This is a genomic window from Allobosea caraganae, assembly GCF_003351345.1.
GTDB lineage: Bacteria > Pseudomonadota > Alphaproteobacteria > Rhizobiales > Beijerinckiaceae > Allobosea > Allobosea caraganae.
On record NZ_QQTO01000010.1, the window covers coordinates 74,967 to 99,786 of the forward strand.

Sequence of the window (24,820 nt, forward strand, 5' to 3'; positions counted from 1 at the left end):
CTTGTTTTATCGCCCCAGCATCACGCTCTGCATCTTCTGCTGCGCGGCGATCAGCGCCTGCTGCTTGCCGGCCATCGCGTTCAGCGTCGCCTGCACCTGGTTGCGCAGCTGCGGGTTGGGGATCTCCATTTGCGAGCCGCTGAGCTTGATGCCGGCGCGGTTCTTGTCGATCAGGTCGGCGAAAGCGAGCACTGAGCCGAAGGCGTCGTCGAGCACCGGGAAGATGTCGCGGAAGGTCGTCGCGGGCGCCGTCACCAGCTTGGCATAGGCGGTGGCATAGAGCGGCGCGACGTCCTCGGGCTGCTTCAGCGCCGCGCGCTCCTTGTCGGCGGTGGCGACGGCGGTGTCGAGCGCCTCGCGCAGCTTGCCGAAGCCGGCGCGCACCGCGGCGATGTCGGCCTTGCGGTTGACTGCGTCCTCGATCGAGCGCGGCAGCGCATTGGCCAGGACCTGCTGCATCGGCTTGGCGACGGAGGCGTCCATGCTCTCATGGAAGCGGGTGATGATGGCGTATTGCGCGGCATAGTCGCCGAAGGGCTTCTGCTGCTCGGCATTCGGCCGCGATAGTTGCACGCCCGGCTTCGCCAGCACGTCGTTCTGCAGGAAGGTGATGAAGGCCTTGCGCTGCTCGGAATCGTCGGGGCTGCAGGCGGTCAGCACGAGCCCGACGAACAGGCCGGCAAAGAGGCGTTTGAACCAGACGGACATTGCGTCTCCGTTTTGTTGTTTGCCGCCGCACAGGTTTTTCGTGCGGCGATTCGCGGTGGCGCGACAAGCCCGATGACGGGCCGCGCTTGCCCCTCGCGCGCTGGCGGGCTAACCCACCGACGCTGTCACGCGCCACATACGCCCTGCCGGGAAGTGAATGTCCATGTCGAAAACCGACAAATTGAAGGCCCGCCAGCCGCGTGGCTTCGTCGATCGCGGCCCGGCCGACGTCGCCGCGACCGAGCGCATGCTCTCCGTCATCCGCGAGAGCTTTTCGCTCTACGGCTTCGAGCCGGTCGAGACGCCCTTCGTCGAGTACACCGACGCGCTCGGCAAATTCCTGCCGGATCAGGACCGGCCGAACGAGGGCGTCTTCTCCTTCCAGGACGATGACGAGCAATGGCTCTCGCTGCGCTACGACCTGACCGCGCCGCTCGCCCGCTACGTCGCCGAGAATTTTGACGCGCTGCCGAAGCCCTATCGCAGCTATCGCGCCGGCTACGTTTTCCGCAACGAGAAGCCGGGCCCGGGCCGCTTCCGCCAGTTCATGCAGTTCGATGCCGATATCGTCGGAGCGGGGAGCGTCGCGGCCGATGCCGAGATCTGCATGCTCGCGGCCGACACGATGGAGAAGCTCGGCATCAAGCGCGGCGACTATGTCGTCAAGGTCAACAACCGCAAGGTGCTCGATGGCGTGATGGAGGCGATCGGGCTCGGCGGCGAGGAGAATGCCGGGCGGCGGCTGACTGTGCTGCGGGCGATCGACAAGCTCGACAAGTTCGGGCCGGAGGGCGTGCGGCTGCTGCTTGGCGACGGCCGCAAGGATGAGAGCGGAGATTTCACGAAGGGAGCGGGGCTCAACGACGAGCAGGCGGATATGGTCCTGTCGCTTGCGATCTTGCAAAGCGGCGATGTTACCGAGCTCGAGAATATCGGTGATAATAGATACCGAGAGAGCAACAAAGGCGTTCTCGACGGAATGCGCGTCCACTTCGGCAACAACGAAACGGCCGCAACCGGCATTGCTGAATTAGAGCAGATCGCGGCGCTGGTGGAAGCGGCCGGGTACGATAGGAGTCGTATTCGCATTGACACCTCCGTCGTCCGCGGCCTCGAATATTACACCGGCCCGGTCTACGAGGTCGAACTCACCTTCCCGGTCACCAACGACGACGGTCAGGTCGTGCGCTTCGGCTCTGTTGCCGGCGGCGGGCGCTATGACGGGCTCGTCGGGCGCTTCCGCCCCGAGCCAGTGCCGGCGGCCGGCTTCTCGATCGGCGTCTCCCGGCTCTATTCGGCGCTGAAGGCGGTGAAGTCGCCGATCGTCGATGCGCGGAACGAGCTGCCGCTCGTCGTCGTCACCGCCATGGACAACAAGTCGCCCGAGCACATGCCGGCTTATCAGGCGATGGTCTCGGCCTTGCGTCAGGCCACGGGCGAGGATGGCAAGCCGCTGCTGCGCGCCGACCTCTATCTCGGCTCCTCCGGCTTCAACGCCCAGATGAAATATGCCGACAAGCGCGGCGCGATCTGCGCGGTGATCCAGGGCTCGTCCGAGCGCGAGGCCGGCACGGTGATCGTCAAGGACCTGATCCTCGGCGCCGAGCTCGCCGCCGCGAGCCGCGAGCTGAAGGATTCCGCCGAGCACAAGGCGCGGCAGGCTGAGGCGCAGTTTGCTGTGCCGGCGGCCGGGCTGGTCGAGGGCGTGAAGCGGGTGCTGAAGCGGCACGCGTGACCCCTTCTCCCCTCGGGGGAGAAGGTGGCGGCGCGAAGCGCTGACGGATGAGGGAAGTCTTGTCTTCCCGAAACAAGAAAAGGGCCGCGTCCGCGCCCCTTCCCTCATCCGCCTCACTGCGTTCGGCACCTTCTCCCCCGAGGGGAGAAGGGGACCCGCTAACCCAATTCCCGAAAAACAATCGAAAATTTGCCGCGCCACTGCTAGGACGGCGCCGCAACAGGACGAATGCCGTGACCGCGACCAGCGCCAGCATCGAAACCGTGATCGCGCTTCTGGCGCGCGAGGGCTACGCGCGCGCCGAGCCGGCGATCCTGCAGCCGGCCGACGTCTTCCTCGATCTCTCCGGCGAGGATATCCGCCGCCGCATCTTCATGACGCAGGACGCCGACGGCCGCGATTGGTGCCTGCGGCCCGAATACACCATCCCGGTCGCGCTCGATCACATCGCCGCGGGCGTCAGCGAGCCGGCCGCCTATGCCTATGCCGGCCCGGTCTTCCGCATGCGCCTGGGCGAGCCGGGCGAGTTCGCCCAGGCCGGCCTCGAATCCTTCGGCCGCGAGGATTTCGCCGCGGCTGATGCCGAGATCATGGCGCTGACGATCGAGACGACCGTCGCGCTCGGGCTTGCCAATCCGCGCATCCTGATGGGCGATGTCGCCCTGCTGGGCGCGCTGCTCGACGGGCTGGCCGTGCCACGCACCGCGCGCCGCCGGCTGATCCGCGCCGTCGTGCAGGGCAAGGGTGCGGAAGCGGTCGATGCGCTCGATCCGCCCGCCAATGGCGGCGAGACCGCCCATGCCGGCCTGCTCAAGGCGCTGGAAGGGCAGGACCCCAAGGCGGCAAAAGCCTTCGTCGAGGACGTGCTCTCGATCGCCGGCATCTCGACGGTCGGCGGCCGTTCGGCCGGCGACATCGCCGAGCGCTTCCTGGCGCACGCCGCCGAGCGCGAGAACCCGGTCAATGCCGACGTCAAGGCCGTGCTCGGCCAGGCGCTGGCCATCTCCGGCGATCCCGACACGGCCTCCGCCGCACTGCGTGCGCTTGCCGATCAGGCCTCGTTCGATATCGGCCGCCAGCTCGACGCCTTCGACGAGCGCACCGGTTTCCTCGCCGTGCGCGGCGTCGATGTCGGCGCCATCGCCTTCTCGACCGGCTTCGCCCGCAATCTCGACTACTACACCGGCTTCATCTTCGAGCTTCACGACGAGAGCCGCAGCGATGGCCGCCCGGTCGCCGGCGGCGGCCGCTACGACAACGTTCTGGAGCGGCTGGGTTCTGTCAGGCCGATCGCGGCCGTCGGCGCCTCGCTCTGGCTCGACCGCCTGACTGGAGAACCGGCATGAGCGACGCCCCGCTGGTTCTCGCCGTGCCCTCCAAGGGCCGGCTGCAGGAGAACGCCACCGCCTTCTTCGGCCGCGCCGGGTTGAAATTCGTGCAGTCGCGCGGCTCGCGCGACTATCGCGGCACGATCGCCGGCCTCGACGGCGCCGAAGTCGCCTTCCTCTCGGCCTCCGAGATCGTCGCGCAGCTCGCCTCCGGCGCCGCCCATCTCGGCATCACCGGCGAGGATCTCGTGCGCGAGCAGGTCGCCGACGCCGATGCGGCGGTGGAGCTGCTGACGCCGCTCGGCTTCGGCAACGCCAATGTCGTCGTCGCCGTGCCGCAGGCCTGGATCGACGTCCGCACCATGGCCGATCTCGACGACGTCGCCAGCCACATGCGCGCCCGCCAGGGCCGCAAGCTGCGCGTCGCCACCAAATACGTGAACCTGACCCGCCGCTTCTTCGCCGAGCACGGCCTCGCCGATTACCGCATCGTCGAGAGCCTGGGCGCGACCGAAGGCGCGCCGGCCGCCGGCTCCGCCGAGATCATCGTCGACATCACCACGACCGGCGCGACGCTCTCGGCCAACGCGCTAAAAATCCTCGACGATGGCGTGATGCTGTCCTCCGAGGCCAATCTCGTCGCCTCCGTGCGCGCGCCCTGGGGCGAGCGGGCCAAGGCCGCGGCCAGCGCCATCCTCTCGCGCATCGCGGCGGAGGAGGAGGCACGCTCGATCCGCGAGATCAGGGCGCGGCCGGCCGGCCTGGCTCCCGCCGCCATCGACGAGCTCGTGGCGGGCTTCGGCGCGCGCCTGCCCTTCGGCGGTGCCGGAGAGGGCGATGTCCTCACCATCCATTGCCCGGACAAGGCGGTCTTCGCGCTGGTCGAGCAGCTCTCACGCTCGGGCGCAGACGAGATCACGGTCGGCGCTCCGGCCTACGTCTTCCGCAAGGCCAACCCGCTGATCGAGCGGCTGCTCAAGCGCATCTGAGCGCGACCGCGCCATCCTCGCGACCCATTTCGCCTGATATTCAGCGGCGCTTCAGGGTGTTGTCGCGCATCATCCCTGTTGATCTGCGCAAGATTGGGCTCTACGCGCTTTCTTGAGACCGGATCGTGAATTAGGCTCCCGGGTTCGGGATGGGTAAAAAATGATGAATCGACGCCTCGGCTACGCCTCTGCCCTCGCTCTGACCATTGCGCCCCTGCTTGCCCTTTCGGCGACGACCGCCGAAGCGCAGCGCCGGGGCGGCAATCCTGCGCGCGAGCAGCCGCAGCAGGAGGTTCCGCCGCCTCCGCAGCAGGACAAGACCTTTCCGATGGGCGCCTCCTGGGCCGCCGTGTCGCTGAACGGCAAGCCCATCGGCACCATGCGCGCGACGCTCCAGGTCGATGCGAACCTGCGCGGCACCGGCTTCGGCGGCTGCAACACCTTCTCGGCCTCGGCCTATCCGCTGCGCCAGCAGGGCTTCGCCGTCGGGCCGATCGCGCTGACCAAGCGCTCCTGCGACAAGGGCGTCTCCGATTTCGAGCGCAGCTTCCTCGTCGCGCTGCGCGCCGCCCGCAACTGGGACCTGGTGCAGGGCCGCCTCGTGCTCAAGGGCGGCGGCGGCGAGCTGATCTTCGACCGGGCGCTCTGAGAGCGCCCGGCCAGAACTCGCTCAGGCCGGCTCCGCCGCCATCGCCGTCGGGCTGTAGGTGCCGTCGGCATTCGGCTGCATCATGACGATCTCGTCATGCATCTCGCGCAGCGTCGAGCGATGGCCGATCGAGACGATCTTCGTCTCCGGCAACGTCCGGTCGATCACGTCGTAGATCTCGCCCTCCAGCTTCTCGTCGAGCGAGGCCGTGGCCTCGTCGAGGAAGAGCCAGTCGGGCTTGGCCAGGAGCGCGCGCGCCACGGCGAGCCGCTGCTGTTCGCCGCCTGACAGGCGCTGGCCCCAGAGGTCGACCTCGTCGAGCCGGTCGGTCAGATGCGACAGCTTCACCTTGGCCATCGCCTCCTTCACTGCGGAATCCGGATAGGCATCCTCGGTGGCGGGATAGGCGATCGCGGCCCGGAGCGTGCCCTGCGGCAGGTAGGGTCGCTGCGGCAGCAGCATGATATGCGCGCCTTCCGGAATCCCGACCTTGCCCTCGCCGAAGGGCCAGATGCCGGCGATGGCGCGGAACAGGGTCGATTTGCCCGAGCCGGACGGGCCGATCACCAGCGTCGAGTGGGCATCGCCGAGGTTGAGGTTGTCGACGCGCACGATGGCGCGGCCATCGGGCAGCGTCAGCGTCGCGCCCGTGACGCCCAGCTCGCCGCCGGGAACCCGCGTGTGATGGATGGCCCGGTTGCCGGCGGGCGCGGCTTGCGCCTGCGCGATCGCAGCCTCGAACGTGGTGAGGCGGTTGATCGAGGCCAGGTAGGACGCGATCGACTGGTAGCTGTTGATGAAGAAGGACATCGCGGTCTGCACCCGGTCGAAGGCCGAGGCGACCTGCGTCATGATGCCGAGCGTGATAAGGCCGGTGAAGTAATGCGGCGCGAGCAGCACATAGGGCACCACGACATTCGCCTGGTTATACGATGAGGTGAAGGTGCTCAGCTTGATCCGGCGCCAGACCAGCCGGTAGAAATTCGTGACGATGTCGCCGAAGCGCTCGCTCAGGTGCTTCTGCTCCGAGCCTTCGCCGCGCATCAGCGCGATCTGCTCCGAGTATTCGCGCAGGCGGGCCAGCGAGAAGCGGAAATTCGCCTCGCGCCGCTCCTGCTCGAACTCCAGCCCGATCAGCGGCTTGCCGATCAGGTGCGTGATCCAGGTCGCGGCGATCGAGTAGATCAGCGCCATCCAGAGCAGGAAGCCGGGGATTATGATGTCGGTGCCGGGGATCGTGATCGGGATCTTGATCGACCACAGGATGATCGAGAACGAGACCAGCGTGGAGATCTGCGACAGCAGCGGCAGGGCGAAGCCGTAGGTCTGGTTGACGAAGGCACGGGTGTCTTCGGCGATGCGCTGGTCGGGGTTGTCAGCCGTTCCGGCCAGCGAGACGCGGTAATGCGTGGCGTTGCTCAGCCAGTCGTGGCTGTACTTCTCGGCCATCCAGCGCCGCCAGCGGATCAGCAGCGTATAATTGGCGAAGATCTCGATCAGGCTCGACACGACCCAGATCGCGGCCCAGAGGCTGAAGACGTAGATCAGCTGGTACCAGAAGCTCGGCGCGTCCTTCTCCTGGATGGCGTTGTAGAAGTCGCGGTTGAAGAAGCTCAGGCGCAGGCTAATGCCGACCTGGGCCTGGTTGAGGACCACCAGGAAGACCAGGAGCAGCACAGCGAGGCGTCCGAGCCGGATCTGGAACGGGCCGAAGGGCCACAGGCGCGAGGTCGTGACTTCGGTCGCCTCATAATAGGGCGATGCGATGCGCGCGATGCGCTGGATCACCGGGATGAAGGAGATCGCGTAGATCAGGACGCCGAAGATGGCGACGGTGGTGGCGAGGCTCGCCGGCGGCGCCAGGGCCTGCCAGCCCGCTGGCCAGACGCCCAGTTGCGCGAGCACAGCTCCTGCGCCGAACACGACGTATTCCGTGCCGAAGATGCCGGAGAAGATCTTCAGGAAGAAGGCGATCTCCGTCGAACGATAGATCGCCAGCGCGAGCAGAAGGCCGACGCCGCCGAGCCCGAGCAAGCCGCCGCTGCCACTCTGTTGGCCCGCGATGAGGGCGATCACGGCAAGAGCGGCGACGGCGAAGCTCAAGGGGCGCATGGGCTGATTTCCCAACGGAAATGATCGTTACGGCGGGGCGGCTCTACGATTCGGACCATGTCCCAGAGGATGAGGCCATTCAATGGCGATGCGCCTAGATGAGCAAATTGTCATCCCCCGCTCATGAAAAAGGCCCGGCTTGCGCCGGGCCTTCGTAACGCATTGCTGCGTGGTAGGCTTGGATCAGAAGTCCATGCCGCGGCCTAGTATCACTGGGGCGGCATCATCCTTTGGAAGCTTGGCCATCATCGTCTCGATGGTAGGTGGGATTCATCGAATTTAGCTATGTTTCGATTTTTTTCCTAAGAATATCAACGTAACTAACGTTTATCGTTCTATTATCCCAAGTCGCTCTTATGTGCTGTTCAAGATTTGGTATATCAATTTCGAGCGTGCTCTTCCATAAAGCCGGATCATATTCGTAGACACGCATCATATTATCAACATCGAAAAGCCGTCCCGTGTCTTTCGATTTTATCAGCGCAGTTGGTCTTTTATTGTCGCCAACTCGAAGACCTAACTCAAACATAACATTGGGATTGTGATCAGTTAGATCTGCGATAATGAGATCGGCGTCGAATATCTTGTTTATAATCGTTGATTGAATAAGGTCTGAGCCAAATTGATTGGCCCACTCTATATCAAATCCAGCGGCTTGACCCGCCGGCGATATCAGAGAGTGAAACACTTCTTTGAAAAAACCAGACGATCTGGCTGGATTTTTCTCGACAAATGGCATGATGATAAATGCAACACTTCGACCCGAGCGGATAACGGATGCTTCAGTGCTCTTTATGCCGGAGTGGCGAATGCCGCTGGATTCATTAAATTGGTCTGGCGTAAATTCTTTCGTTTAAGTCTCTATGTTTAAAAATCTCAGATTTCCCTGAAATAATTTTGCAAATTCATCAGCATGATCCGGCGATAGTTTGAATTTATCGATAAGCGTATTCTTAAAATATTTCGGCTCCGGGAGTTGTGATCCGGAGTAGTGATCGTAAACTTGTTTAAATAGTGGTATATTATTGAAGCTTTCAAATAAAGCTCTTCTTTCGTCTATTTCATTTGCTGGATAGCAAACGCGCTTGCCAAGGTCTGTTATTCTGATTTCAGGGGCCCGAAATCTCCCTTCTGTCAGCCCAAAATCTGCCGCGGCCGCTATTATGTATTGAAAATCGGAGGATCGTTGCTTTTTGCCGAGGGCGTCGGCAATTTGATGTGGAGGCCAAGGCTTTCCGGCGTTGTTATCTCTTATTGCAGTGATCACCTTGACCGCTTCGCTCAGGACTTTTCGCGGAAAAGGTCTAAGCTCGCGTGCGACCTTCTTGGTATCATTGTTGTCGCCAGCTGATTGGATTTCTGCCTGCTCAGCTTCTTCATCGCTAGTTGTCATTGTGCCCCCCCCCCGAATAGTCTTTTATATTATAGGTTGTATCTTCCCTTCCATGCAATCGCCATAGAGAACTTTTGGGCATGATGAAAAAAGGCCCGGCTTGCGCCGGGCCTTCCTAGACTTCGCAGAGACCGAAGGACTTCTAAATCAGAAGTCCATGCCGCCCATGCCGCCGCCGCCCGGCATCGACGGGCCCGAATCCTTCTTCGGCAGCTCGGCGATCATGGCTTCGGTGGTGATCAGCAGGCCGGCGATCGAGGCCGCGTCCTGGATGGCGGTGCGCACGACCTTGGTCGGGTCGATGATGCCGGCCTTGACCAGATCGCCGTACTCGCCGGTCTGGGCGTTGTAGCCGTAGGCGTAGTCCTTCGACTCCAGCAGCTTGCCGACCACGACGGCGCCGTCATCGCCGGCGTTGTCGACGATCTGCTTGGCCGGGGCCATGATCGCCTTGCGGACGATCTCGACGCCGGTCTTCTGGTCGTCGTTCTGGGTCTTGATCGACTTGACGGTCTGGAGGGCGCGCAGCAGGGCGACGCCGCCGCCCGGCAGGATGCCTTCTTCCACCGCAGCGCGGGTGGCGTTCAGGGCATCGTCGACGCGGTCCTTCTTCTCCTTGACCTCGACCTCGGTCGCGCCGCCGACGCGGATGACCGCGACGCCGCCGGCGAGCTTGGCCAGGCGCTCCTGGAGCTTCTCACGGTCGTAGTCCGAGGAGGTCTCCTCGATCTGCGCCTTGATCTGCGAGACGCGGCCCTCGATGTCCTTCTTCTTGCCGGCGCCGTCGATGATCGTGGTGTTCTCCTTCTCGATGCGCACCTTCTTGGCGCGGCCGAGCTGGGCGAGCGTCACGGTCTCGAGCTTGATGCCGAGGTCTTCCGAGATCATCTGGCCGGCGGTCAGGATCGAGATGTCCTCGAGCATGGCCTTGCGGCGATCACCGAAGCCCGGAGCCTTGACGGCCGCGACCTTCAGGCCGCCACGGAGCTTGTTGACGACGAGCGTGGCCAGAGCCTCGCCCTCGACGTCCTCGGCGATGATGAGCAGCGGCTTGCCGGTCTGCACGACGGCCTCGAGGATCGGCAGCATCGCCTGGAGCGACGACAGCTTCTTCTCGAAGACGAGGATGTAGGGGTCCTCGAGCTCGGCGACCATCTTCTCGGCGTTGGTGATGAAGTACGGCGAGAGGTAGCCACGGTCGAACTGCATGCCCTCGACGACGTCGAGCTCGGTCTCGGCGGTCTTGGCTTCCTCGACGGTGATGACACCCTCGTTGCCGACCTTCTGCATGGCGGTCGAGATCATCTTGCCGACCGACTCGTCGCCGTTGGCCGAGATGGTGCCGACCTGCGCGACTTCCGCGTTCGAGGTGACCTTCTTGGAGTTCTTCTTCAGGTCCGCGACGATGGCCTCGACGGCGAGGTCGATGCCGCGCTTCAGGTCCATCGGGTTCATGCCGGCGGCAACCGACTTCAGGCCTTCGCGCATGATCGCGGCGGCGAGGACGGTGGCGGTGGTGGTGCCGTCACCGGCGGCGTCGTTCTGCTTCGAGGCCACTTCGCGCACCATCTGGGCGCCCATGTTCTCGAACTTGTCGGCGAGCTCGATCTCCTTGGCGACGGTGACGCCGTCCTTGGTGATGCGCGGGGCGCCGAACGACTTCTCGATCACGACGTTGCGGCCCTTGGGACCGAGCGTGACCTTGACGGCGTTGTTCAGGATTTCGACGCCGCGCAGCATCCGGTCGCGCGCGTCGGTGGAGAACTTGACGTCTTTAGCAGCCATGTGAGCTACTCCTTGAACTGAAAACGGGGAGAGGCGGGCTGGCGCGCTTTCCGGTCGGCCGAGACTGGCCGAGCGACGGGAACTCGCACCACGTCAGGCGTTCAGCCGATGACGCCCATGATGTCGGATTCCTTCATGATCAGGAGATCCTGGCCATCGATCTTGACCTCGGTGCCGGACCACTTGCCGAACAGCACGCGGTCGCCGGCCTTGACGTCGAGCTTGATCAGCTTGCCGTCTTCGTCGCGGTTGCCGGGGCCGACCGAAACGACTTCGCCCTCTTGGGGCTTTTCCTTGGCGGTATCGGGGATGATGATGCCACCCTTGGTCTTCTCTTCGCCATCAAGGCGGCGGACCACAACGCGGTCATGCAGCGGACGGAACTTCATGGTTCTGTCTTCCTCTCGGTCTAATTGAAGCTGGCGGTCAGCGCGAAAACCGGCGACCGGCATCTGTTAGCAGTCTCATAATCCGAGTGCTAACGGATGCGGCGGAGATAGGCGCGTACCCTTGGTGAGTCAAGGAATCATCGCAGCGGAAAGCTGAATCATCGCGCCGGAAAGTGAATCGCTGTCGCACCCCGCAGGAGATTGCTGCGGCGTGGCGTGCGAGGCGCTATCCTCAGCGCATGACAGCGCCCGCGCACGATCCAAGGCTCGACGATATCGCCCGTTCCTGCGTGGCCCTGCACGTGCGGATGACGGCGCGGGCCGTTACCCGCGCCTATGACGAGGCGATGCGCCCGAGCGGGCTCAAGATCACGCAATTCGTGCTGCTCTCGGCGCTGAGCACCGGCGTGTTCAAATCGGTCACTGAGCTGGCCGACCGCTTCGCGCTGGAGCGGACCTCGCTGACCCGCAACCTGCAACTGCTCGCGGCCGAGGCCCTGATAGAGCCGGTCGACCGCAAGGGCAGGGCGGCGGTCTACGCGGTCACCGACAAGGGCCGCGCCGCGATCGAGGCCGCGATCCCCTATTGGCAGGTGGCGCAGGCGCGTATCGAGGGCGGGCTTGGCCGCGAGCGCTGGAGCGAGACCCGCGACGGCCTGCGCACGCTGCGCCGTGTGGCGCGCGGGGCGAGCTGAGCGGGCTTCACCGAAACCATACCCTCGTCGTCATGGTCGCCCTTGTGGCGACCATCCACGTCTTCGCCCGTCGCGGGCGCCGTTCAAGACGTGGATGCTCGGGACAAGCCCGAGCATGACGGCAGAGCCATGAGTCTCGCTGGTACGGCGCGCTTGACGGGCGCAGCCTCAAATTCATATCGTGTATCTACACAATAAGGGAGCTGCCGGATGCCGCGCACTATCGGGGTCGTGTCACGCGACGTGCTCCTGGCCGAGGATGGCCTCTCCTTCCTGCGCGGCATCATCGAGGGCCGCCATCCCGGCCCGCCCTTCGCCGACGCGATGGATTTCGACATCGCCGAGGCCGAGGCGGGGCGCGTCGTCTTCGTCGGCAAGCCCTCGGCGCGCTTCTTCAACCCGCTCGGGACGATCCATGGCGGCTGGACCGCGACCATCCTCGATTCAGCCATGGCCTGCGCCGCCCACAGCACGTTGAAGGCCGGCGAGGGCTACACCACGCTGGAGATGAAGCTGAACTATGTCCGCCCGGTCATGCCCGAGAGCGAGATCGTGCGCTGCGAGGGCCGGCTGATCCATCGCGGCGGCAGCATCATCACCAGCGAGGGCAAGCTGGTCGATGCGCGCGGCAAGCTGCTGGCCCACGGCACCGAGACCTGCCTGGTGCTGCGGGCCTGAGAGCCTGTCTTGCCAATCCCTGAGCCCTCATCCTGAGGAGCGCGAAGCGCGTCTCGAAGGATGCTCCAGGAGGTTCGGAAGCCCACGGGTTCACCCTTCGAGACGCGCTTCGCGCTCCTCAGGGTGAGGGCTCGAATATCCGTTCAGGCTCCAAGGTTACAGGTCCAGGGCCAGCCTGGCGGCGATGCTCCACATGGTGGCGGCGATCGCCCCTTCCAGGATGCGCCAGGCGGAGGGCCTGGCGAAGAGCGGGCGCAGCCAGGCCGCGCCATAGCCGAGCCCGAAGAAGAACAGGAACGACGCGGTGACCGCACCAGCCGCGAAGGCGCGCTCCAGCCCGGGAAACTGCGTCGAGACCGTGCCGATCAGCACGACCGTGTCGAGATAGACATGCGGGTTGAGCCAGGTCAGCGCCAGGCAGGTGGCGAGGGCCTGCCGGAGGCTCACCGCCGCCGTTCCGCCGATGACGAGCGCGTCGCCCGACCGGAAGGCAGAGCGGAGGCTTTTCGCCCCGTACCAGGCCAGGAAGGCCGCGCCGGCATAGCGCATGGCCGGGTCGATCCAGGGCGAGAGCGCCGAAATCTGCCGGAAGCTGCCGACGCCGAGCGCGATCAGCAGCGCATCCGACACTGCGCAGGTCAGGCAGACGGCGAAGACATGTTCGTTGCGCAGGCCTTGGCGCAGCACGAAGGCGTTCTGCGCGCCGATCGCGACGATGAGGCTCAGGCCCACGGAGAGGCCCGTCAGATAGACCGTGATGTTCATGCTGCGGCGCTGCTCCGGGGCGCTGGGATGTCGCCTGGGCTACTTGCCGGAATGGGATTAGGCTAATTAATGCTGATAAGGCAGATTAAGGAGCGCTAATCTCATGCTCGACTATCCGGCTTTGCGGGCCGTCGCCGCCGTGGCCCAGACCGGCAGCTTCGAGAAGGCGGCGCATGCCCTTCACGTCACGCCCTCGGCCGTGTCGCAGCGCGTCAAGCAGCTTGAGGAGCGCCTCGGCCTCGTGCTCATCGCGCGTGGCAATCCCTGCACCGCGACCGAGAAGGGGGAGTGGCTGTGCCGGCACATGGAGCATGTCGGGATGCTCGAAGGCGAGTTGCTCAAGCATTTGCCCGCAGCCGCGGCGACTGGCACGGCCCGCCACCGGGTCACGCTGCGCATCGCGACCAATGCCGACAGCCTCGGGACTTGGTTCCTCAAGGCCGTCGCGAACTTCACCCGGCGCTCGGAGCACCTGCTCAACGTCGCCGTGGACGATCAGGACCATACGGCGGAGTGGCTGCAGCGCGGGCAGGTCGTCGCGGCGGTGACCAGCCTGGGCAAGCCGGTGCAGGGCTGCCGCCGCTTCGCGCTGGGCGCGCTGCGCTATCGCGCGACGGCCAGCCCGGACTTCATGGCGCGCTATTTTCCGAAGGGCGTCACGCCGGAGGCACTGGCCGAGGCGCCATCGCTCGTCTTCAACCAGAAGGATCGCTTGCAGGACCAATGGGTTCAGCACGTCGTCGGGCGCAGGATCGTCCGTCCCAGCCATTGGCTGCCATCGACGCAGAGTTTCGTCGACGGTGCCGTGGCGGGGATCGGCTGGGGCGTGAACCCGATCCAGCTCGTCGGCGAGCATTTGCGCTCGGGCCGCCTGATCGAGCTGATCCCCGACACGCCCGTCGACATCCCGCTGTTCTGGCAGGTCAACCGCCTCTCCGCCGAGCATCTCGCCGAGCTGACCCGCGAGATCGTCGCTGTCGCCAAAAGCGAACTCGTCGCGCCGGCGGAGTAAGGAGCGGGGAATTGCCGGCTCAATGCACCGCCGGCAGATCGAGCGCGCGCCAGTCGCTGTGCGGGACGGGATCGCCGACCGAGAATTCGAAGCCTGCGATCGTCTTGCGGTCGGGCGAGAGCTCGCATTTGAACTTGAGCCGATACCAGTTCTGCCTGCTGCGGAAGACTGCGCCATCCGCCTGCATTGCCGTTCGCGACAGCTTGGTGCCCGCCATCGCATAGGCGACGACGCGGTCCGGCAGGAACTCGGCCTTCCAGGCATGGACCTGGCCCATCGCCTCGAGATTGCACAATTGCTCGATGCGTTCGCCATCATCCAGCTGGTTCAGCGCCTCCCGCGCTCCCCGGCTCTGCGGGTTGGCCAGGACGTTGCCCGAGAGCACGCGCCGCGCCCTGACCATCACGGGCGCCGCCGGAACGAGCGGGGGAAGGGGCGGGGCTGGCTGAGCGGGGGGCTGCGGCTGGGCCGGTGCGGCCTGCGGTTGCGCGATGGCGGGAGCGGGAGGCGCAGGCCGCGCCGCCTGGGGCTGCGGCTGGGGCTCGATCTGCTCAGGCGTGACCAGCTCGACCTCGACGCCCTCTTCAGGAGCAGGCTGCAACCGCTCGATGTTCGGCAGCAGGGCCAGCGTGCCGAGAAGGACTGCGTGGAGGCCGAGCGAGACGATGGCGGCGCGCGAGAGCGCGTTCCGCACCAGGGAGGCGGACGGCATCGGTCGAAGCGCTCCGATGCTCGGCTCTGGTCTCACCGGTTGTCTCCGCCCCTCCGACGGGTCCCTAAACGCCGATCAACCGGGCGAATTTGCGGCCGGCGCTATTTTCGGCTGACCACGAAGGCGCCGGCCACGATCAGCAGCGCCCCGGCATAGGTCGTCCAGAGCGGGATCTCGTCGAAGAAGGCGAAGCCGAGCAGGCTCGCCCAGACCAGCGCGGTGTACTCGATCGGCGCCAGCCGCGAGGCCGGCGCGCGGGCGAAGGCCGAGGTCAGCGTCATATGCCCGGCGACGCCGAGCGCGCCGGCGCCGAGATAGGTCAGCAGGTCGCGCGCCGTCATCGGCATCATCACGAACCAGGCCGGGATCGCGAGCAGCACGGCCGGCCCGCAATTCTGGAAGACGACGATCACGGCCGGGTGCTCCTTCAGCGCGATCCGCCTGAGCAGGATCAGGTTGAAGGCATAGGACACCGCGGAGAACAGGGCCGCGGCGACGCCGAGCTCGGCCCCGGTGACGCCGCCCCGCAGCCGCGGCCAGACCATGATCAGCATGCCGACGAGCCCAAAGCCGAGCGCCTCGAAGATGCGCCGGTCGAGCCGCTCCTTCAGGATCAGCGACCCGAGCAGCGCCACGAAGACCGGCGCCAGGAAGGACAGCGTCAGCGCCTCCGCCAGCGGCAATTGCGAGATCGAGTAGAAGAAGCTGCCGGCGGTGAGCACGACCAGCGGCACGCGGATCAGGTTGCCGATGACGCTGTCGCGCGTCGGCCGCTTCGGCCTGACGAGCGCCAGCACGATGAGCGCGCACAGGCCGCCGGCGGCGAAGCGCATGAACAGCGCCAGCAGGAACGGGTGGCTCTGCATCTGCGCCTTGATCACCGCATCCATGACGGTGAGCAGGGCGATGCCCAGGACGGCGCGCAGCGCGGTGCCGTGGCTCATGCCGGCTGGCCGGCGAGCCGCTTGCGGAAATGGTATTCCCAGGTGAAGGAGACGTCGCCGAGATAGCGCTCGCCTGGCCAGCGCGCGAAGCCCAGCTTCTCGTAGAAGCGGTGGCCGCGGGCGAAGCGCGTGTCCGACCACAGCATCATCTCGCTGTAGCCGCCAACCTGGGCGAAGCCGAGCACATTGGCGAACAGCGCCTGCGCCAGCCCGGCGCCGCGCCAGCCAGGCGCGACATAGACCTTGGTCAGCTCGACCGCGTTCTGCTCCGGCACCGGCGCGACGGCGATGGACCCGGCGACGCTGCCATCGGGCGCGTCCGCGATCCAGAGCCGGCCGCCTTTGGCGGCGTAGTGCGTCGCCGGCCGGCGCAGCTCGGGAAACTCGTCCCAGATGAAATGGCAGTTGGGATATTCGGCGAAGCTCGCGGCGACCAGCGCGGCAAGCGGCTCGGAATCGCTGTCGCGCGCGTCGCGCAGCGGAGGCAGGGAGGTGCTCATGAGGAAGCGCTTAAGGCCAATCCCCGCGAGCGCAAAGGGCTGCGGCCATCGCTGCGCGCATGCCCTCTAGCGCAGCAATGCGAGCGCCGCATCGACAGTCAGCTTCAGCGCCGCCAGGCTGAGCAGGACGTAGCACCAGAAGAACAGCACCTTCTGCTCCAGCTTCTCGTGCACGATCTTGCCGAGCCAGATGCCGAGCGGGGCGGCGGGTGCCAACGCCAGCGCCGACCAGAGCGCCTCCGGCCGGGTCAGCCCGAGCGAGAAGTAAGGCGGCAGCTTCAGCCAGTTGCCGAGCGTGAAGAAGGCCACGGTGGTGCCGACGAACAGCGTCTTGGGCACGCCGCGACCCAGCAGGTACATCGAGACCGGCGGCCCGCCGGCATGGGCGACGAAGGTGGTGAAGCCCGAGGCCGTGCCGGCGATCAGCGCCAGCACCGGCGAGACCGGGCGTGAGCCGGCCGGCGCGAGGCGCCCCCTGGCGAACCAGTGCAAGGTGAAGGCGAGCGTGGTCAGGCCGATGATCAGCGTCACGATGCGCGGGTCGACCTTGAGGAAGACGATGTAGCCAATGCCGATGCCGGCCACGAGCCCGGGCAGGAGCCAGACCAGGTCGGGCTTCGACCAGGTCGACATGCCGAAGCTCTGCAGGGCGAAGAGGTCCATCACCGAGACCAGCATGGCGATGATGATCGCCGCCGAGAGCGGGTCGGTGACCAGCGCCAGCAAGGGTATGCCGAGGATGGCGAGCCCGCCGCCGAAGGCGCCCTTGCCGATGGCGATGACGAGCGTGGTAGCCCAGCCAACGAGGTAGAACAGCGGATCGGTCGGCATCAGCGGCGTCCGCTGCTCGCATGGCCTCGCCAAGCTTCCGCTTGGAAAAGCGAGGGGCTGCCGTTAGGCCAGTTGTACTCCGAAACTCCGGCAATTGCCTGAGTCGCCCGGTCCTCTCGATCGCGTTCCAATCGGACGATTCCATCCGATTGGGAAAAACGTGATCGAGGATGAAGAGTTAGAGCATGGCTTGCGCGAAAAACCGGTTCCCACTTTTCCGCGCCATGCTCTAGCGATGGCGCCATGACCGTTCTCTTGCCCTTCGTCATCAATGCCGGGCTGAACTTCGTTCTCGGACTGCTCATCGCCTATTGCCTCGGCCCGGCCGCCTTCGGCCTCTACGCCATTGGCGCGGCCATCGTCGTGCTGGTCAATACCGCGCTGCTCGATTGGCTCCGGCTCTCGGCGATCCGCTTCTATTCGCTCACGGCGCGCGAGAAGCAGCCCGAAATCCGCGCGACGCTCGACCTGCTGGCCGCCGGCATCAGCATCGCGCTCTCCGGCCTGCTGGTCGCGGCGATCGTGGCCGGCATCGACTTCAGGCTGCCGGCGATGCTGCTGGCCGCTGCCGTGCTCGGCGGCATGGGGGCCGGGCTGTTCGACTATCACGGCGCCATCGCCCGCGCCCGCTTCCTCGATGCCGCCTATGCCAAGCTGATCATCGTCAAGAACCTGCTCGCGCTGATCCTGATGGTCGGCGGCGCCTGGATCACGCGCGATCCGACGACCGTCCTGCTCGGCGGGTTGCTCAGCGTCGCGGTGGCGCTGCTGCTGGTGCGGCGCGCGCTGGCCGATGCGCCGCTCTCGGTCTCGGCCGCGCGCAAGGACGTCGCCTGGACCTTCCTGCTCTATTCGCTGCCGCTGATCGGCAGCAACGCGATCTACTCGCTGATCCCGCTGATCAACCGCTCGCTGCTTGCCGGCGCCCACGGCTTCGCCGAGGCCGGCTATTTCTCGCTCGCCTCCGACATGGGGCTGAAGCTCTTCGGCACGCTTGCCTCGACCCTGGAGATCGTGCTGCTGCGCGAGGTCATCCGCCTCGACGAGCATCGCGGCCGGCCGGCTGCCTTGCGCCGCATCGCCGAGAATATCGTCGTCGTGTTGATGGTGACGCTGCCGATCGCGGTCGGGCTCTGGCTCGTGCTGCCGGCCTTCGAGCGCCTGCTGGTGCCGGAAAGCTTCCGGGGCCATTTCGCCAGTTACATGGCGATCCTGCTGCCGGGCTTCGCGGCGCTGACGATCTCGCAAGCCGCCTTCATCCCGGTCTTCCTGCTCGGCAAGCGCACCGGCATCGCGCCGTTGGCGACGGGGCTCGGCTTCGCCTGCAACCTGCTGATCGCGTTCGGCGGGCTGGTGAGCGGGCCGCCGCGCTATGCCTATGCCCAGGCCAGCGCCTTCGTCGTCGCGTTCGTGGTCACGGCGGCTGCCGCGCTGCGCGCGATGCCGGTCTGGCCGTCGCTGCGCGATCTGCTCTGCGTCCTGTTCGCGCTCCTGCTGATGGCGCTCGTGGTCTGGCCGCTATCGGGACGTTTCACCGCCCCGGTCGAACTTGTGCTGCAGGTCGCGCTCGGCAGCGCCGTCTATGCCGGCGTTGTGCTCGGGCTCAACACCATGCGCTTGCGCAGCAAGCTGATGCTGTGGCGCGCCATGCGCGGGAAGGGTCGCCCCTCTCAGCCCTCATCCTGAGCGTCACAACGGTGCCGTCATCCCGGAGCTCCGCTTCGCTCCGTCCGGGATGACGGTGCGTTGGAACCAAAGGAGAGATCTTTGAAATCGCGCAAGATATGTCGGGCCAGCCTCTCAAGGTGAGGACTCTGTGCCCCTCTGGCGGAGACGGCCTCCGAAAACGCTTCGTTCAGCATGACCTTACGTAATCTGATAAGGTTAATTCGCTGAATGTTCCGCCTCGGCCGCCGCTGAACGTTTTCGGAACAAGCAGTTCACCATTCATTTGAGGGCCATTCGGCAGGCTCGCGCTTACATTGCGTTGAGAGTGCCCTGCCATGCGTCCCGTTCTGTTCGTTCCGCTTGCGATCCTGTGCGGCCTGCTGGCGCCAGGCGGCGCCTCCGCTCAATATTACGATCCGCTTCCGCCGCCTCCGCCCCCGCCGGGCCAATATGGCGGCGGCTTCGTCGAGATGCTGATGACCGGCCGCGACCCGACGCCCTATGGCCGGGGCGGGGCGGTCTACAACCAGCCGCGCGGCTATTCGGCCTATGGCCAGCGCGTCCAGCCGCAGCCCGGCTATGAGAACGACCCCTACGACCAGGACGCCGCGCCGCGCCGCGCCGGCCGCCGCATGGCCGCGCTGGGCGAGCCGGTCGAGGCGACCCGGCCGATCGAGCGCGTCATCGATCCGCGCTTCCAGAAGCAGGAGGTCGCCTATGACGGCCCGCAAGCTCCGGGCACGATCATCATCGACACGCCGCAGCGCTTCCTCTTCCTGGTCCAGCCGGGCGGGCGGGCGCTGCGCTATGGCATCGGCGTCGGCCGCCCCGGATTCTCCTGGGCCGGCATGAAGAGCGTCACCCGCAAGGCCGAATGGCCGAGCTGGACGCCACCGGCCGAGATGCTGAAGCGCCGGCCCGACCTGCCGCGTTTCATGACGGGCGGGCCGGAGAACCCGCTCGGCGCCCGGGCCATGTATCTCGGCTCCTCGCTCTACCGCATCCACGGCACCAACGAGCCGAACACGATCGGCCAGGCCGTCTCCTCCGGCTGCATTCGCATGACCAATGACGACGTCATCGACCTCTATGGCCGCGTGAGGGTCGGCGCCAAGGTGCTGGTGATCTGACCGGCAGACGATTTCGAGCGCGCTAAAGAAAAACCCGCCCGTTTCCGGGCGGGTTCGTTTTTTGCGCTACCGGCAGGGGTCAGGTCCAGTCGCCGTCGTCGCCGCCCGTGCCGTCATCGTAGTTCGGATCGTAGGGCTCGTCGTTATTGGCCTGGTCGTAGGAGGCTTGGTCCGAGGCGCCCTGGTCGTAGGCCGCCTGCTGGTTGTCGCCGCTATCGCCCTTGCTGCTGTCGTCCTTGGCCGAGCTGTCATCCTTGGCCTGGGTGTTCTCGGGCGTCGCCGCCTTGGCCTCGCCGCCCTTGTTGCCGCCGAAGGCGTTGCTCAGCACGTTGCCGAGCATCAGGCCGCCGGCGACGCCGGCCGCCGTGGTCAGGGCCGAGGCCATGAAGCCACCGCCGCCGCCTTGCTGCGGAGCCGCCTGGTTGGCCCAGGGACCGGGCTGCTGCTGCGGCGCTGCGCCCATCATGCCGGGCCCCGGCTGCTGCTGGTTGGTCCAGGCATTCGACGGCGCCTGCCCCGCGCGCTGCGGGAAGGAGGGCACCGAACCCGGCCGCGCCGGAGCTTGCGCGCCGCCGCCGAAGATACCGGAGAGGAAGCCGCCGGACTGGGCCGGAGCAGGCTGCGCGGCGCGCTCCTGCAGCTCGCGGACCTGCGCCTGCAGCTCCTCGACCTGCGCGTGGAGGTTGGTCACGGCCTGTTCCTGGACATAGACTGCCTGCGCCATCGCATAGGGCGCATAGGGCTGCTCGCGCAGGCGATCCGCGATAAAGCGTTCAGCCTCGGGGTCGCGGGGCTGGTTGGCCGCCTGCTTCAGGCGGTCGAAAATCCCGGCGATCACGTCGCGTTCTTGCGGCGTCATCGTCATCTCCTCTCGTTTGGGCGGCGCGGTTGCGTCGCCGTCCGAAAGGTGGTGACGGGCTGTGACGCTATCAAGGCGATGTCCGCGGGACGGCGCCTTGTTTCATCTCGCGGAGAGGTTGCGGACAGGAAGAATCCTGCCCGTCACGCGTTCCCGACATTGCTGTACTGGAAACCGCGCCGGCGCATGTCCTCGGAGCGGTAGATGTTTCTGAGATCGACGACGACGGGCTCGCGCAGGCCGGCCTTGACGCGGGCGAGGTCGAGCGCGCGGAACGCGTCCCACTCGGTCACGATCACCAGCGCGTCGGCGCCCTCCAGGCAGGAATAGGGATCCGCAGCGTAGCTGATCCCCGGCATCAGCGCCTGGGCCGGGCCCATGCTCTCGGGATCGTAGGCGACGATCTCGGCCCCGGCATCCTGCAGGGCGGTGATGATCGAGAGCGAGGGCGCCTCGCGCATGTCGTCGGTGTTCGGCTTGAAGGCGAGGCCGAGGATGGCGATGCGCTTGCCCCGCACCGAGCCGCCGCAGGCCGTGATCACCTTGCGCGCCATCGCCCGCTTGCGCTGGTCGTTGACGGCGACGACGGTCTCGACGATGCGCAGCGGCGCGGTCAGGTCCTGCGCCGTCTTCATCAGGGCGAGCGTGTCCTTCGGAAAGCAGGAGCCGCCATAGCCGGGGCCGGCATGCAGGAACTTCGAGCCGATGCGGTTGTCGAGGCCGATGCCGCGCGCGACCTCCTGCACGTTGGCGCCGACCGCCTCGCAGAGATCGGCCATCTCGTTGATGAAGGTGATCTTGGTCGCGAGATAGGCGTTGGCGGCGTATTTGATCAGCTCTGACGTCCGCCGCGAGGTGAAGAGCAGCGGCGAGGCGTTGAGGTAGAGCGGCCGGTAGAGCTCCTCCATCACGGCGCGCGCGCGGGCATCCTCGGTGCCGATGACGATGCGGTCGGGCCGCTTGAAGTCGGCGATCGCGGCGCCCTCGCGCAGGAACTCGGGGTTCGAGACCACGGCGAACTCGGCCTGCGGCCTGGCCTCGCGCATGATCCGCTCGACCTCGTCGCCGGTGCCGACCGGCACGGTCGACTTGGTGACGACGACGGTGAAGCCGTCGAGCTTGGCGACGACGTCGCGCGCCGCCTGGTAGACATAGGACAGGTCGGCATGGCCGTCGCCGCGCCTTGCCGGCGTACCGACTGCGATGAAGACCGTATCCGCGTTGGCGACTGCGTCGTCCAGCTCGGTGGTGAAGTAGAGCCGGCCCTCGCGGGCGTTCTTGGCGACGAGGTCGTCGAGCCCCGGCTCGAAGATCGGGATCTCGCCGCGGTTCAGCGCCTCTATCTTGGCCGCGTCGGTGTCGACGCAGGTCACGACATGGCCGAAATCGGCGAAGCAGGCACCGGAGACCAGGCCGACATAGCCCGAACCGATCATCGTCACGCGCATGGGGCGCTCTTTCTCTGTCTCGGACCCGAAGCGGAGGTGGGCCGGGCCATTCCGCCGCACCGCCTATCGCAATTCGCGGCTCCGGCAAAACGCGACGCGCACCACCGCGCTGGCTGGCGTGGTGATGCGCGTCGATGTCGCGAAGATGACGGCGGCCGTCTCAGGCCGCCGGAGCGGCGTCTCAGAAGGTTTCCGGATCGTCGGCGCCGAACTCGTCGGCGGCCTCGGCCGGGTCGAGCTTCAGCAGCGGGTCGCGGTTGAGCACGAGCACCGGGGTGCCGGTCGGGACGCGGCTGTGCAGGTCGATGATGTCCTGGTTGAACATCCGGATGCAGCCGCTGGAGACGGCCTTGCCGATCGACCACGGCTCGGAGGTGCCGTGGATGCGGTACATCGTGTCGCGGTTGCCCTGGTAGAGGTAGAGCGCGCGCGCCCCGAGCGGGTTGTCGAGGCCGCCGCCCATGCCGCCGGCCCAGGGGCCGTTCTTCTTCGGGTCGCGGGCCACCATCGCGGCGGTCGGCGTCCAGCGCGGCCAGGAGGCCTTGCGGCCGACCGTGGCGCGGCCGCGCCAGGACATGCCCTGCTTGCCGACGCCGATGCCGTAGCGGATCGCCTTTCCGCCTTCGCGGACGAGGTAGAGGTAGCGGTTATTGGTGTCGACCACGATCGTGCCGGGCTGCTCGCGGGTCGGGTAGGCGACCTCCTGGCGGAGGAAGCGCGGGTTGACCTCGGAGATGTCGGTCGCCGGCAGCGGATACTGCTCCTCCGGCATCTCGTCATACATCGCCATGGCCGCGGCGTTCTGGTGGAAGCGGGCCGAGGCGACCTCGAAGGGCTGCGGCGGGGCGCTCACGCAGGCTGCGAGCAGCAGCGGCATGAACATGACGGCCAAACGGGTCAGCAGGCGGCGGAAGGGCAACAGGGCGGGGGACATCAGTTTGGCTCGCACGTCATTCGAGGTCTTGCGGGGCACTCAACGATCGGAAAGGGGCGGAGTTCCGGTCGCGGCGTCGTCATTCGGTTCAAGGCGGATCACGTGGCCGCGAGGTGAATTCGATGTGGCGAAAATGTGGCGCGAAAATCTGTGCCCTATCGGCAACAGCTTATGCCATGGCGGGCTTGCGCGGAGCTTCTTTTCGCCGGGAAGGTGAGGCGATGCGGAAAATTCCACCAGAATGCAGCCGAAATGCACATTTCAGAGCCATGCGGAGAGGAATTTAAGTAAAATTTTAATCGGCTCAGGAGGGAATGACCTAACGTCAGGGGCCGAGCTTGGAATTTATCTCTCATTCGCACGCCTCAGCATCGTGTCTGGGTCTCGCTGGCTGCATGGCGCAGCGGCGCGATCTGCCGGCCCGTTCCCGACGTCCAGACCGCCAAGCCGTTCGGCACGCGGTCGCGCCTATGCCTGTCCATGATTCCAACGGCTGGCAGCTGGCGCGCCTTGATGGCGCCGGTTCCCCGCGATGTGAGCCCGGGGGGGCACCTCGATGACGTCCATTCGCATGAAGATCCTGGCCATGCTGGCCATCATCGCCATCGGCGCGATCCTTTCGGCCGGCCTGAGCCTCTACGCGCTGTCGAAGGCCAACGACCTGAACGGCCGCTCCAGCACCCAGGGCGACATCGCCCTGTTCACCGAGCGGCTCAACTCGCACGTCACCGGCGTCGTGATGGAATCGCGCGGCATCTACATGGCGGCGAAGCCGCAGGAGCTCGACCAGTACGCCAAGGGTGCGGAAGCGCGCTTCCCGCTGATGCGCAAGCTCGTCGGCGACCTGAAGCGGCTGGTGCCGCCCGGCGAGCGCGAGCGCTTGGGCCAGATCGAGAAGCTGGTCGAGGAGTTCATCGCCTTCCGCAGCGAGACCATCCGGCTCGGCCGCGAGATCTCGAGCGCCGCGGCCAATGCCCAGGGCAATAACGACCTCAACCGCGCCAATCGCAAGAGCCTGAACGATGTGCTCGTCGCCTTCGTCAAGCGCAACGAGGATGCCGGCAACGCGCTCGGCGACGAGGCGGCCGCCTTCACCAAGCAGATCGAGTGGATCCTGCCGAGCGTGCTTCTGGCGGCGCTGCTGGCCTCGCTCGCCACCGCGCTGCTCTTCGCGCAGCGCTCGATCGCCAGGCCGCTGGTCGATCTCGGTGGCGTCATGGAGCGCCTGACGGCGGGCGATACCAAGGTCGATGTTCCCTACGTGGCGCGCAAGGACGAGATCGGCGCGATGGCGCGCGCCGTCGCCGTGCTGCGCCAGAGCACCGAGCAGGTCGCGATTCTGCAGGCGGAGGAGCGCGACAATGCGGCGCGGCAGATTCGTCAGGCCGAATCGATGGCTTTGGTCGTGACGGATGTGGGCGAGGTGGTTGCGGCTGCTGCGGCGGGCGACTTCTCGGCGCGGCTGCAGATCGAGGACGCCGACGCGCAGATGCAGCAGCTCATCGCCGGCATCAACGAGATCAACGCCGTGGTCGATTCGGCCACGACCGAGTTCG

24 protein-coding genes are annotated in these 24,820 nt (G+C 66.2%); 10 read left to right on the forward strand and 14 right to left on the reverse strand.

Annotated elements, in window-relative coordinates; genetic code table 11:
• Nucleotides 1–6: 6 nt before the first annotated feature.
• Nucleotides 7–708 (reverse strand): DUF3053 family protein, encoded by a 702-nt coding sequence (locus tag DWF00_RS04805; protein ID WP_114831942.1) that lies wholly within the window; start codon nucleotides 706–708, stop codon nucleotides 7–9.
• A gap of 163 nt (nucleotides 709–871) precedes the next feature.
• Here DWF00_RS04805 and hisS point away from each other — a divergent pair, with 163 nt between their 5' ends.
• The 4 genes from hisS to DWF00_RS04825 all read left to right on the forward strand — a co-directional run bounded on the left by hisS (nucleotide 872) and on the right by DWF00_RS04825 (nucleotide 5,409).
• Nucleotides 872–2,443 (forward strand): histidine--tRNA ligase, encoded by a 1,572-nt coding sequence (gene hisS, locus DWF00_RS04810; RefSeq protein ID WP_114831943.1) that lies wholly within the window; start codon nucleotides 872–874, stop codon nucleotides 2,441–2,443.
• A gap of 233 nt (nucleotides 2,444–2,676) precedes the next feature.
• Nucleotides 2,677–3,789 (forward strand): ATP phosphoribosyltransferase regulatory subunit, encoded by a 1,113-nt coding sequence (locus DWF00_RS04815; protein WP_245973750.1) that lies wholly within the window; start codon nucleotides 2,677–2,679, stop codon nucleotides 3,787–3,789.
• The gene (gene hisG / locus DWF00_RS04820; RefSeq protein WP_114831945.1) at nucleotides 3,786–4,760 is read left to right on the forward strand and encodes an ATP phosphoribosyltransferase; all 975 of its coding nucleotides are present in this window, start codon (nucleotides 3,786–3,788) and stop codon (nucleotides 4,758–4,760) included. The genes DWF00_RS04815 and hisG overlap by 4 nt, the downstream gene beginning before the upstream one ends.
• A gap of 160 nt (nucleotides 4,761–4,920) precedes the next feature.
• Nucleotides 4,921–5,409: an META domain-containing protein gene (locus DWF00_RS04825; protein WP_245973751.1), complete on the forward strand. Its 489-nt coding sequence runs from the start codon at nucleotides 4,921–4,923 to the stop codon at nucleotides 5,407–5,409.
• Nucleotides 5,410–5,430: 21 nt separating this feature from the next.
• On the opposite strand, the gene DWF00_RS04830 is transcribed toward DWF00_RS04825, so the two are convergent.
• The 5 genes from DWF00_RS04830 to groES all read right to left on the reverse strand — a co-directional run bounded on the left by DWF00_RS04830 (nucleotide 5,431) and on the right by groES (nucleotide 11,088).
• Complete coding sequence (locus DWF00_RS04830) at nucleotides 5,431–7,521, reverse strand: ABC transporter ATP-binding protein/permease (RefSeq protein WP_114831946.1); 2,091 nt, start codon at nucleotides 7,519–7,521, stop codon at nucleotides 5,431–5,433.
• A gap of 283 nt (nucleotides 7,522–7,804) precedes the next feature.
• Complete coding sequence (locus DWF00_RS04835) at nucleotides 7,805–8,260, reverse strand: hypothetical protein (RefSeq protein WP_114831947.1); 456 nt, start codon at nucleotides 8,258–8,260, stop codon at nucleotides 7,805–7,807.
• Between the two features lie 114 nt (nucleotides 8,261–8,374).
• The gene (locus DWF00_RS28985; RefSeq protein ID WP_147283803.1) at nucleotides 8,375–8,914 is read right to left on the reverse strand and encodes a hypothetical protein; all 540 of its coding nucleotides are present in this window, start codon (nucleotides 8,912–8,914) and stop codon (nucleotides 8,375–8,377) included.
• Nucleotides 8,915–9,061: 147 nt separating this feature from the next.
• The gene (gene groL / locus DWF00_RS04840; protein ID WP_114831948.1) at nucleotides 9,062–10,699 is read right to left on the reverse strand and encodes a chaperonin GroEL; all 1,638 of its coding nucleotides are present in this window, start codon (nucleotides 10,697–10,699) and stop codon (nucleotides 9,062–9,064) included.
• Between the two features lie 101 nt (nucleotides 10,700–10,800).
• On the reverse strand, nucleotides 10,801–11,088 hold the full coding sequence (groES, locus tag DWF00_RS04845; RefSeq protein ID WP_114831949.1) for a co-chaperone GroES: 288 nt from the start codon (nucleotides 11,086–11,088) through the stop codon (nucleotides 10,801–10,803).
• Nucleotides 11,089–11,327: 239 nt separating this feature from the next.
• Here groES and DWF00_RS04850 point away from each other — a divergent pair, with 239 nt between their 5' ends.
• Complete coding sequence (locus tag DWF00_RS04850) at nucleotides 11,328–11,783, forward strand: MarR family winged helix-turn-helix transcriptional regulator (protein WP_181832840.1); 456 nt, start codon at nucleotides 11,328–11,330, stop codon at nucleotides 11,781–11,783.
• A 210-nt stretch (nucleotides 11,784–11,993) separates the two neighbouring features.
• Nucleotides 11,994–12,461 carry a PaaI family thioesterase gene (locus DWF00_RS04855; protein ID WP_114831950.1) on the forward strand — a complete coding sequence of 156 codons (468 nt, stop codon included), beginning with the start codon at nucleotides 11,994–11,996 and terminating at the stop codon, nucleotides 12,459–12,461.
• 156 nt (nucleotides 12,462–12,617) lie between these two features.
• Here the strand turns inward: DWF00_RS04855 and DWF00_RS04860 are convergent, their stop codons facing one another.
• On the reverse strand, nucleotides 12,618–13,226 hold the full coding sequence (locus DWF00_RS04860) for a LysE/ArgO family amino acid transporter (RefSeq protein ID WP_114831951.1): 609 nt from the start codon (nucleotides 13,224–13,226) through the stop codon (nucleotides 12,618–12,620).
• 103 nt (nucleotides 13,227–13,329) lie between these two features.
• On the opposite strand from DWF00_RS04860, the gene DWF00_RS04865 reads away from it, so the two are divergent.
• Complete coding sequence (locus DWF00_RS04865) at nucleotides 13,330–14,238, forward strand: LysR family transcriptional regulator ArgP (RefSeq protein ID WP_114831952.1); 909 nt, start codon at nucleotides 13,330–13,332, stop codon at nucleotides 14,236–14,238.
• Between the two features lie 19 nt (nucleotides 14,239–14,257).
• On the opposite strand, the gene DWF00_RS29775 is transcribed toward DWF00_RS04865, so the two are convergent.
• The 4 genes from DWF00_RS29775 to DWF00_RS04885 form a co-directional block, all read right to left on the reverse strand.
• Nucleotides 14,258–14,950, reverse strand: coding sequence for a DUF930 domain-containing protein (locus tag DWF00_RS29775; RefSeq protein ID WP_245973752.1), 693 nt, complete (start codon nucleotides 14,948–14,950; stop codon nucleotides 14,258–14,260).
• 101 nt (nucleotides 14,951–15,051) lie between these two features.
• Nucleotides 15,052–15,894 carry a DMT family transporter gene (locus DWF00_RS04875; protein ID WP_114831953.1) on the reverse strand — a complete coding sequence of 281 codons (843 nt, stop codon included), beginning with the start codon at nucleotides 15,892–15,894 and terminating at the stop codon, nucleotides 15,052–15,054.
• The gene (locus tag DWF00_RS04880) at nucleotides 15,891–16,394 is read right to left on the reverse strand and encodes a GNAT family N-acetyltransferase (protein WP_114831954.1); all 504 of its coding nucleotides are present in this window, start codon (nucleotides 16,392–16,394) and stop codon (nucleotides 15,891–15,893) included. Before DWF00_RS04880 ends, DWF00_RS04875 begins: the two co-directional genes overlap by 4 nt.
• Nucleotides 16,395–16,460: 66 nt before the next feature.
• Nucleotides 16,461–17,225, reverse strand: coding sequence for a sulfite exporter TauE/SafE family protein (locus DWF00_RS04885; protein WP_114831955.1), 765 nt, complete (start codon nucleotides 17,223–17,225; stop codon nucleotides 16,461–16,463).
• A 243-nt stretch (nucleotides 17,226–17,468) separates the two neighbouring features.
• Here DWF00_RS04885 and DWF00_RS04890 point away from each other — a divergent pair, with 243 nt between their 5' ends.
• Complete coding sequence (locus DWF00_RS04890) at nucleotides 17,469–18,911, forward strand: lipopolysaccharide biosynthesis protein (RefSeq protein WP_114831956.1); 1,443 nt, start codon at nucleotides 17,469–17,471, stop codon at nucleotides 18,909–18,911.
• 317 nt (nucleotides 18,912–19,228) lie between these two features.
• On the forward strand, nucleotides 19,229–20,023 hold the full coding sequence (locus DWF00_RS04895) for a L,D-transpeptidase (protein ID WP_114831957.1): 795 nt from the start codon (nucleotides 19,229–19,231) through the stop codon (nucleotides 20,021–20,023).
• Nucleotides 20,024–20,102: 79 nt separating this feature from the next.
• Here the strand turns inward: DWF00_RS04895 and DWF00_RS04900 are convergent, their stop codons facing one another.
• The 3 genes from DWF00_RS04900 to DWF00_RS04910 form a co-directional block, all read right to left on the reverse strand.
• The gene (locus DWF00_RS04900; protein WP_114831970.1) at nucleotides 20,103–20,882 is read right to left on the reverse strand and encodes a DUF2076 domain-containing protein; all 780 of its coding nucleotides are present in this window, start codon (nucleotides 20,880–20,882) and stop codon (nucleotides 20,103–20,105) included.
• Between the two features lie 143 nt (nucleotides 20,883–21,025).
• Nucleotides 21,026–22,330 carry a UDP-glucose dehydrogenase family protein gene (locus DWF00_RS04905; RefSeq protein WP_114831958.1) on the reverse strand — a complete coding sequence of 435 codons (1,305 nt, stop codon included), beginning with the start codon at nucleotides 22,328–22,330 and terminating at the stop codon, nucleotides 21,026–21,028.
• A 181-nt stretch (nucleotides 22,331–22,511) separates the two neighbouring features.
• Nucleotides 22,512–23,264, reverse strand: coding sequence for a L,D-transpeptidase (locus DWF00_RS04910; protein ID WP_114831959.1), 753 nt, complete (start codon nucleotides 23,262–23,264; stop codon nucleotides 22,512–22,514).
• 556 nt (nucleotides 23,265–23,820) lie between these two features.
• Between DWF00_RS04910 and DWF00_RS04915 the strand changes: the two genes are divergently transcribed.
• On the forward strand, nucleotides 23,821–24,820 hold a 1,000-nt coding region (locus DWF00_RS04915), incomplete at its 3' end, for a HAMP domain-containing protein (RefSeq protein ID WP_147283804.1).

Excerpts from the sequence above, each read along its gene's own strand:
- DWF00_RS04805 (WP_114831942.1), bottom strand. The coding sequence starts at position 708 with ATGTCCGTCTGGTTCAAACGCCTCTTTGCCGGCCTGTTCGTCGGGCTC.
- hisS (WP_114831943.1), top strand. The coding sequence starts at position 872 with ATGTCGAAAACCGACAAATTGAAGGCCCGCCAGCCGCGTGGCTTCGTC.
- hisG (WP_114831945.1), top strand. The coding sequence starts at position 3,786 with ATGAGCGACGCCCCGCTGGTTCTCGCCGTGCCCTCCAAGGGCCGGCTG.
- DWF00_RS04825 (WP_245973751.1), top strand. The coding sequence starts at position 4,921 with ATGATGAATCGACGCCTCGGCTACGCCTCTGCCCTCGCTCTGACCATT.
- DWF00_RS04830 (WP_114831946.1), bottom strand. The coding sequence starts at position 7,521 with ATGCGCCCCTTGAGCTTCGCCGTCGCCGCTCTTGCCGTGATCGCCCTC.
- DWF00_RS04835 (WP_114831947.1), bottom strand. The coding sequence starts at position 8,260 with ATGCCATTTGTCGAGAAAAATCCAGCCAGATCGTCTGGTTTTTTCAAA.
- DWF00_RS28985 (WP_147283803.1), bottom strand. The coding sequence starts at position 8,914 with ATGACAACTAGCGATGAAGAAGCTGAGCAGGCAGAAATCCAATCAGCT.
- groL (WP_114831948.1), bottom strand. The coding sequence starts at position 10,699 with ATGGCTGCTAAAGACGTCAAGTTCTCCACCGACGCGCGCGACCGGATG.
- groES (WP_114831949.1), bottom strand. The coding sequence starts at position 11,088 with ATGAAGTTCCGTCCGCTGCATGACCGCGTTGTGGTCCGCCGCCTTGAT.
- DWF00_RS04850 (WP_181832840.1), top strand. The coding sequence starts at position 11,328 with ATGACAGCGCCCGCGCACGATCCAAGGCTCGACGATATCGCCCGTTCC.
- DWF00_RS04855 (WP_114831950.1), top strand. The coding sequence starts at position 11,994 with ATGCCGCGCACTATCGGGGTCGTGTCACGCGACGTGCTCCTGGCCGAG.
- DWF00_RS04860 (WP_114831951.1), bottom strand. The coding sequence starts at position 13,226 with ATGAACATCACGGTCTATCTGACGGGCCTCTCCGTGGGCCTGAGCCTC.
- DWF00_RS04865 (WP_114831952.1), top strand. The coding sequence starts at position 13,330 with ATGCTCGACTATCCGGCTTTGCGGGCCGTCGCCGCCGTGGCCCAGACC.
- DWF00_RS29775 (WP_245973752.1), bottom strand. The coding sequence starts at position 14,950 with ATGCCGTCCGCCTCCCTGGTGCGGAACGCGCTCTCGCGCGCCGCCATC.
- DWF00_RS04875 (WP_114831953.1), bottom strand. The coding sequence starts at position 15,894 with ATGAGCCACGGCACCGCGCTGCGCGCCGTCCTGGGCATCGCCCTGCTC.
- DWF00_RS04880 (WP_114831954.1), bottom strand. The coding sequence starts at position 16,394 with ATGAGCACCTCCCTGCCTCCGCTGCGCGACGCGCGCGACAGCGATTCC.
- DWF00_RS04885 (WP_114831955.1), bottom strand. The coding sequence starts at position 17,225 with ATGCCGACCGATCCGCTGTTCTACCTCGTTGGCTGGGCTACCACGCTC.
- DWF00_RS04890 (WP_114831956.1), top strand. The coding sequence starts at position 17,469 with ATGACCGTTCTCTTGCCCTTCGTCATCAATGCCGGGCTGAACTTCGTT.
- DWF00_RS04895 (WP_114831957.1), top strand. The coding sequence starts at position 19,229 with ATGCGTCCCGTTCTGTTCGTTCCGCTTGCGATCCTGTGCGGCCTGCTG.
- DWF00_RS04900 (WP_114831970.1), bottom strand. The coding sequence starts at position 20,882 with ATGACGCCGCAAGAACGCGACGTGATCGCCGGGATTTTCGACCGCCTG.
- DWF00_RS04905 (WP_114831958.1), bottom strand. The coding sequence starts at position 22,330 with ATGCGCGTGACGATGATCGGTTCGGGCTATGTCGGCCTGGTCTCCGGT.
- DWF00_RS04910 (WP_114831959.1), bottom strand. The coding sequence starts at position 23,264 with ATGTCCCCCGCCCTGTTGCCCTTCCGCCGCCTGCTGACCCGTTTGGCC.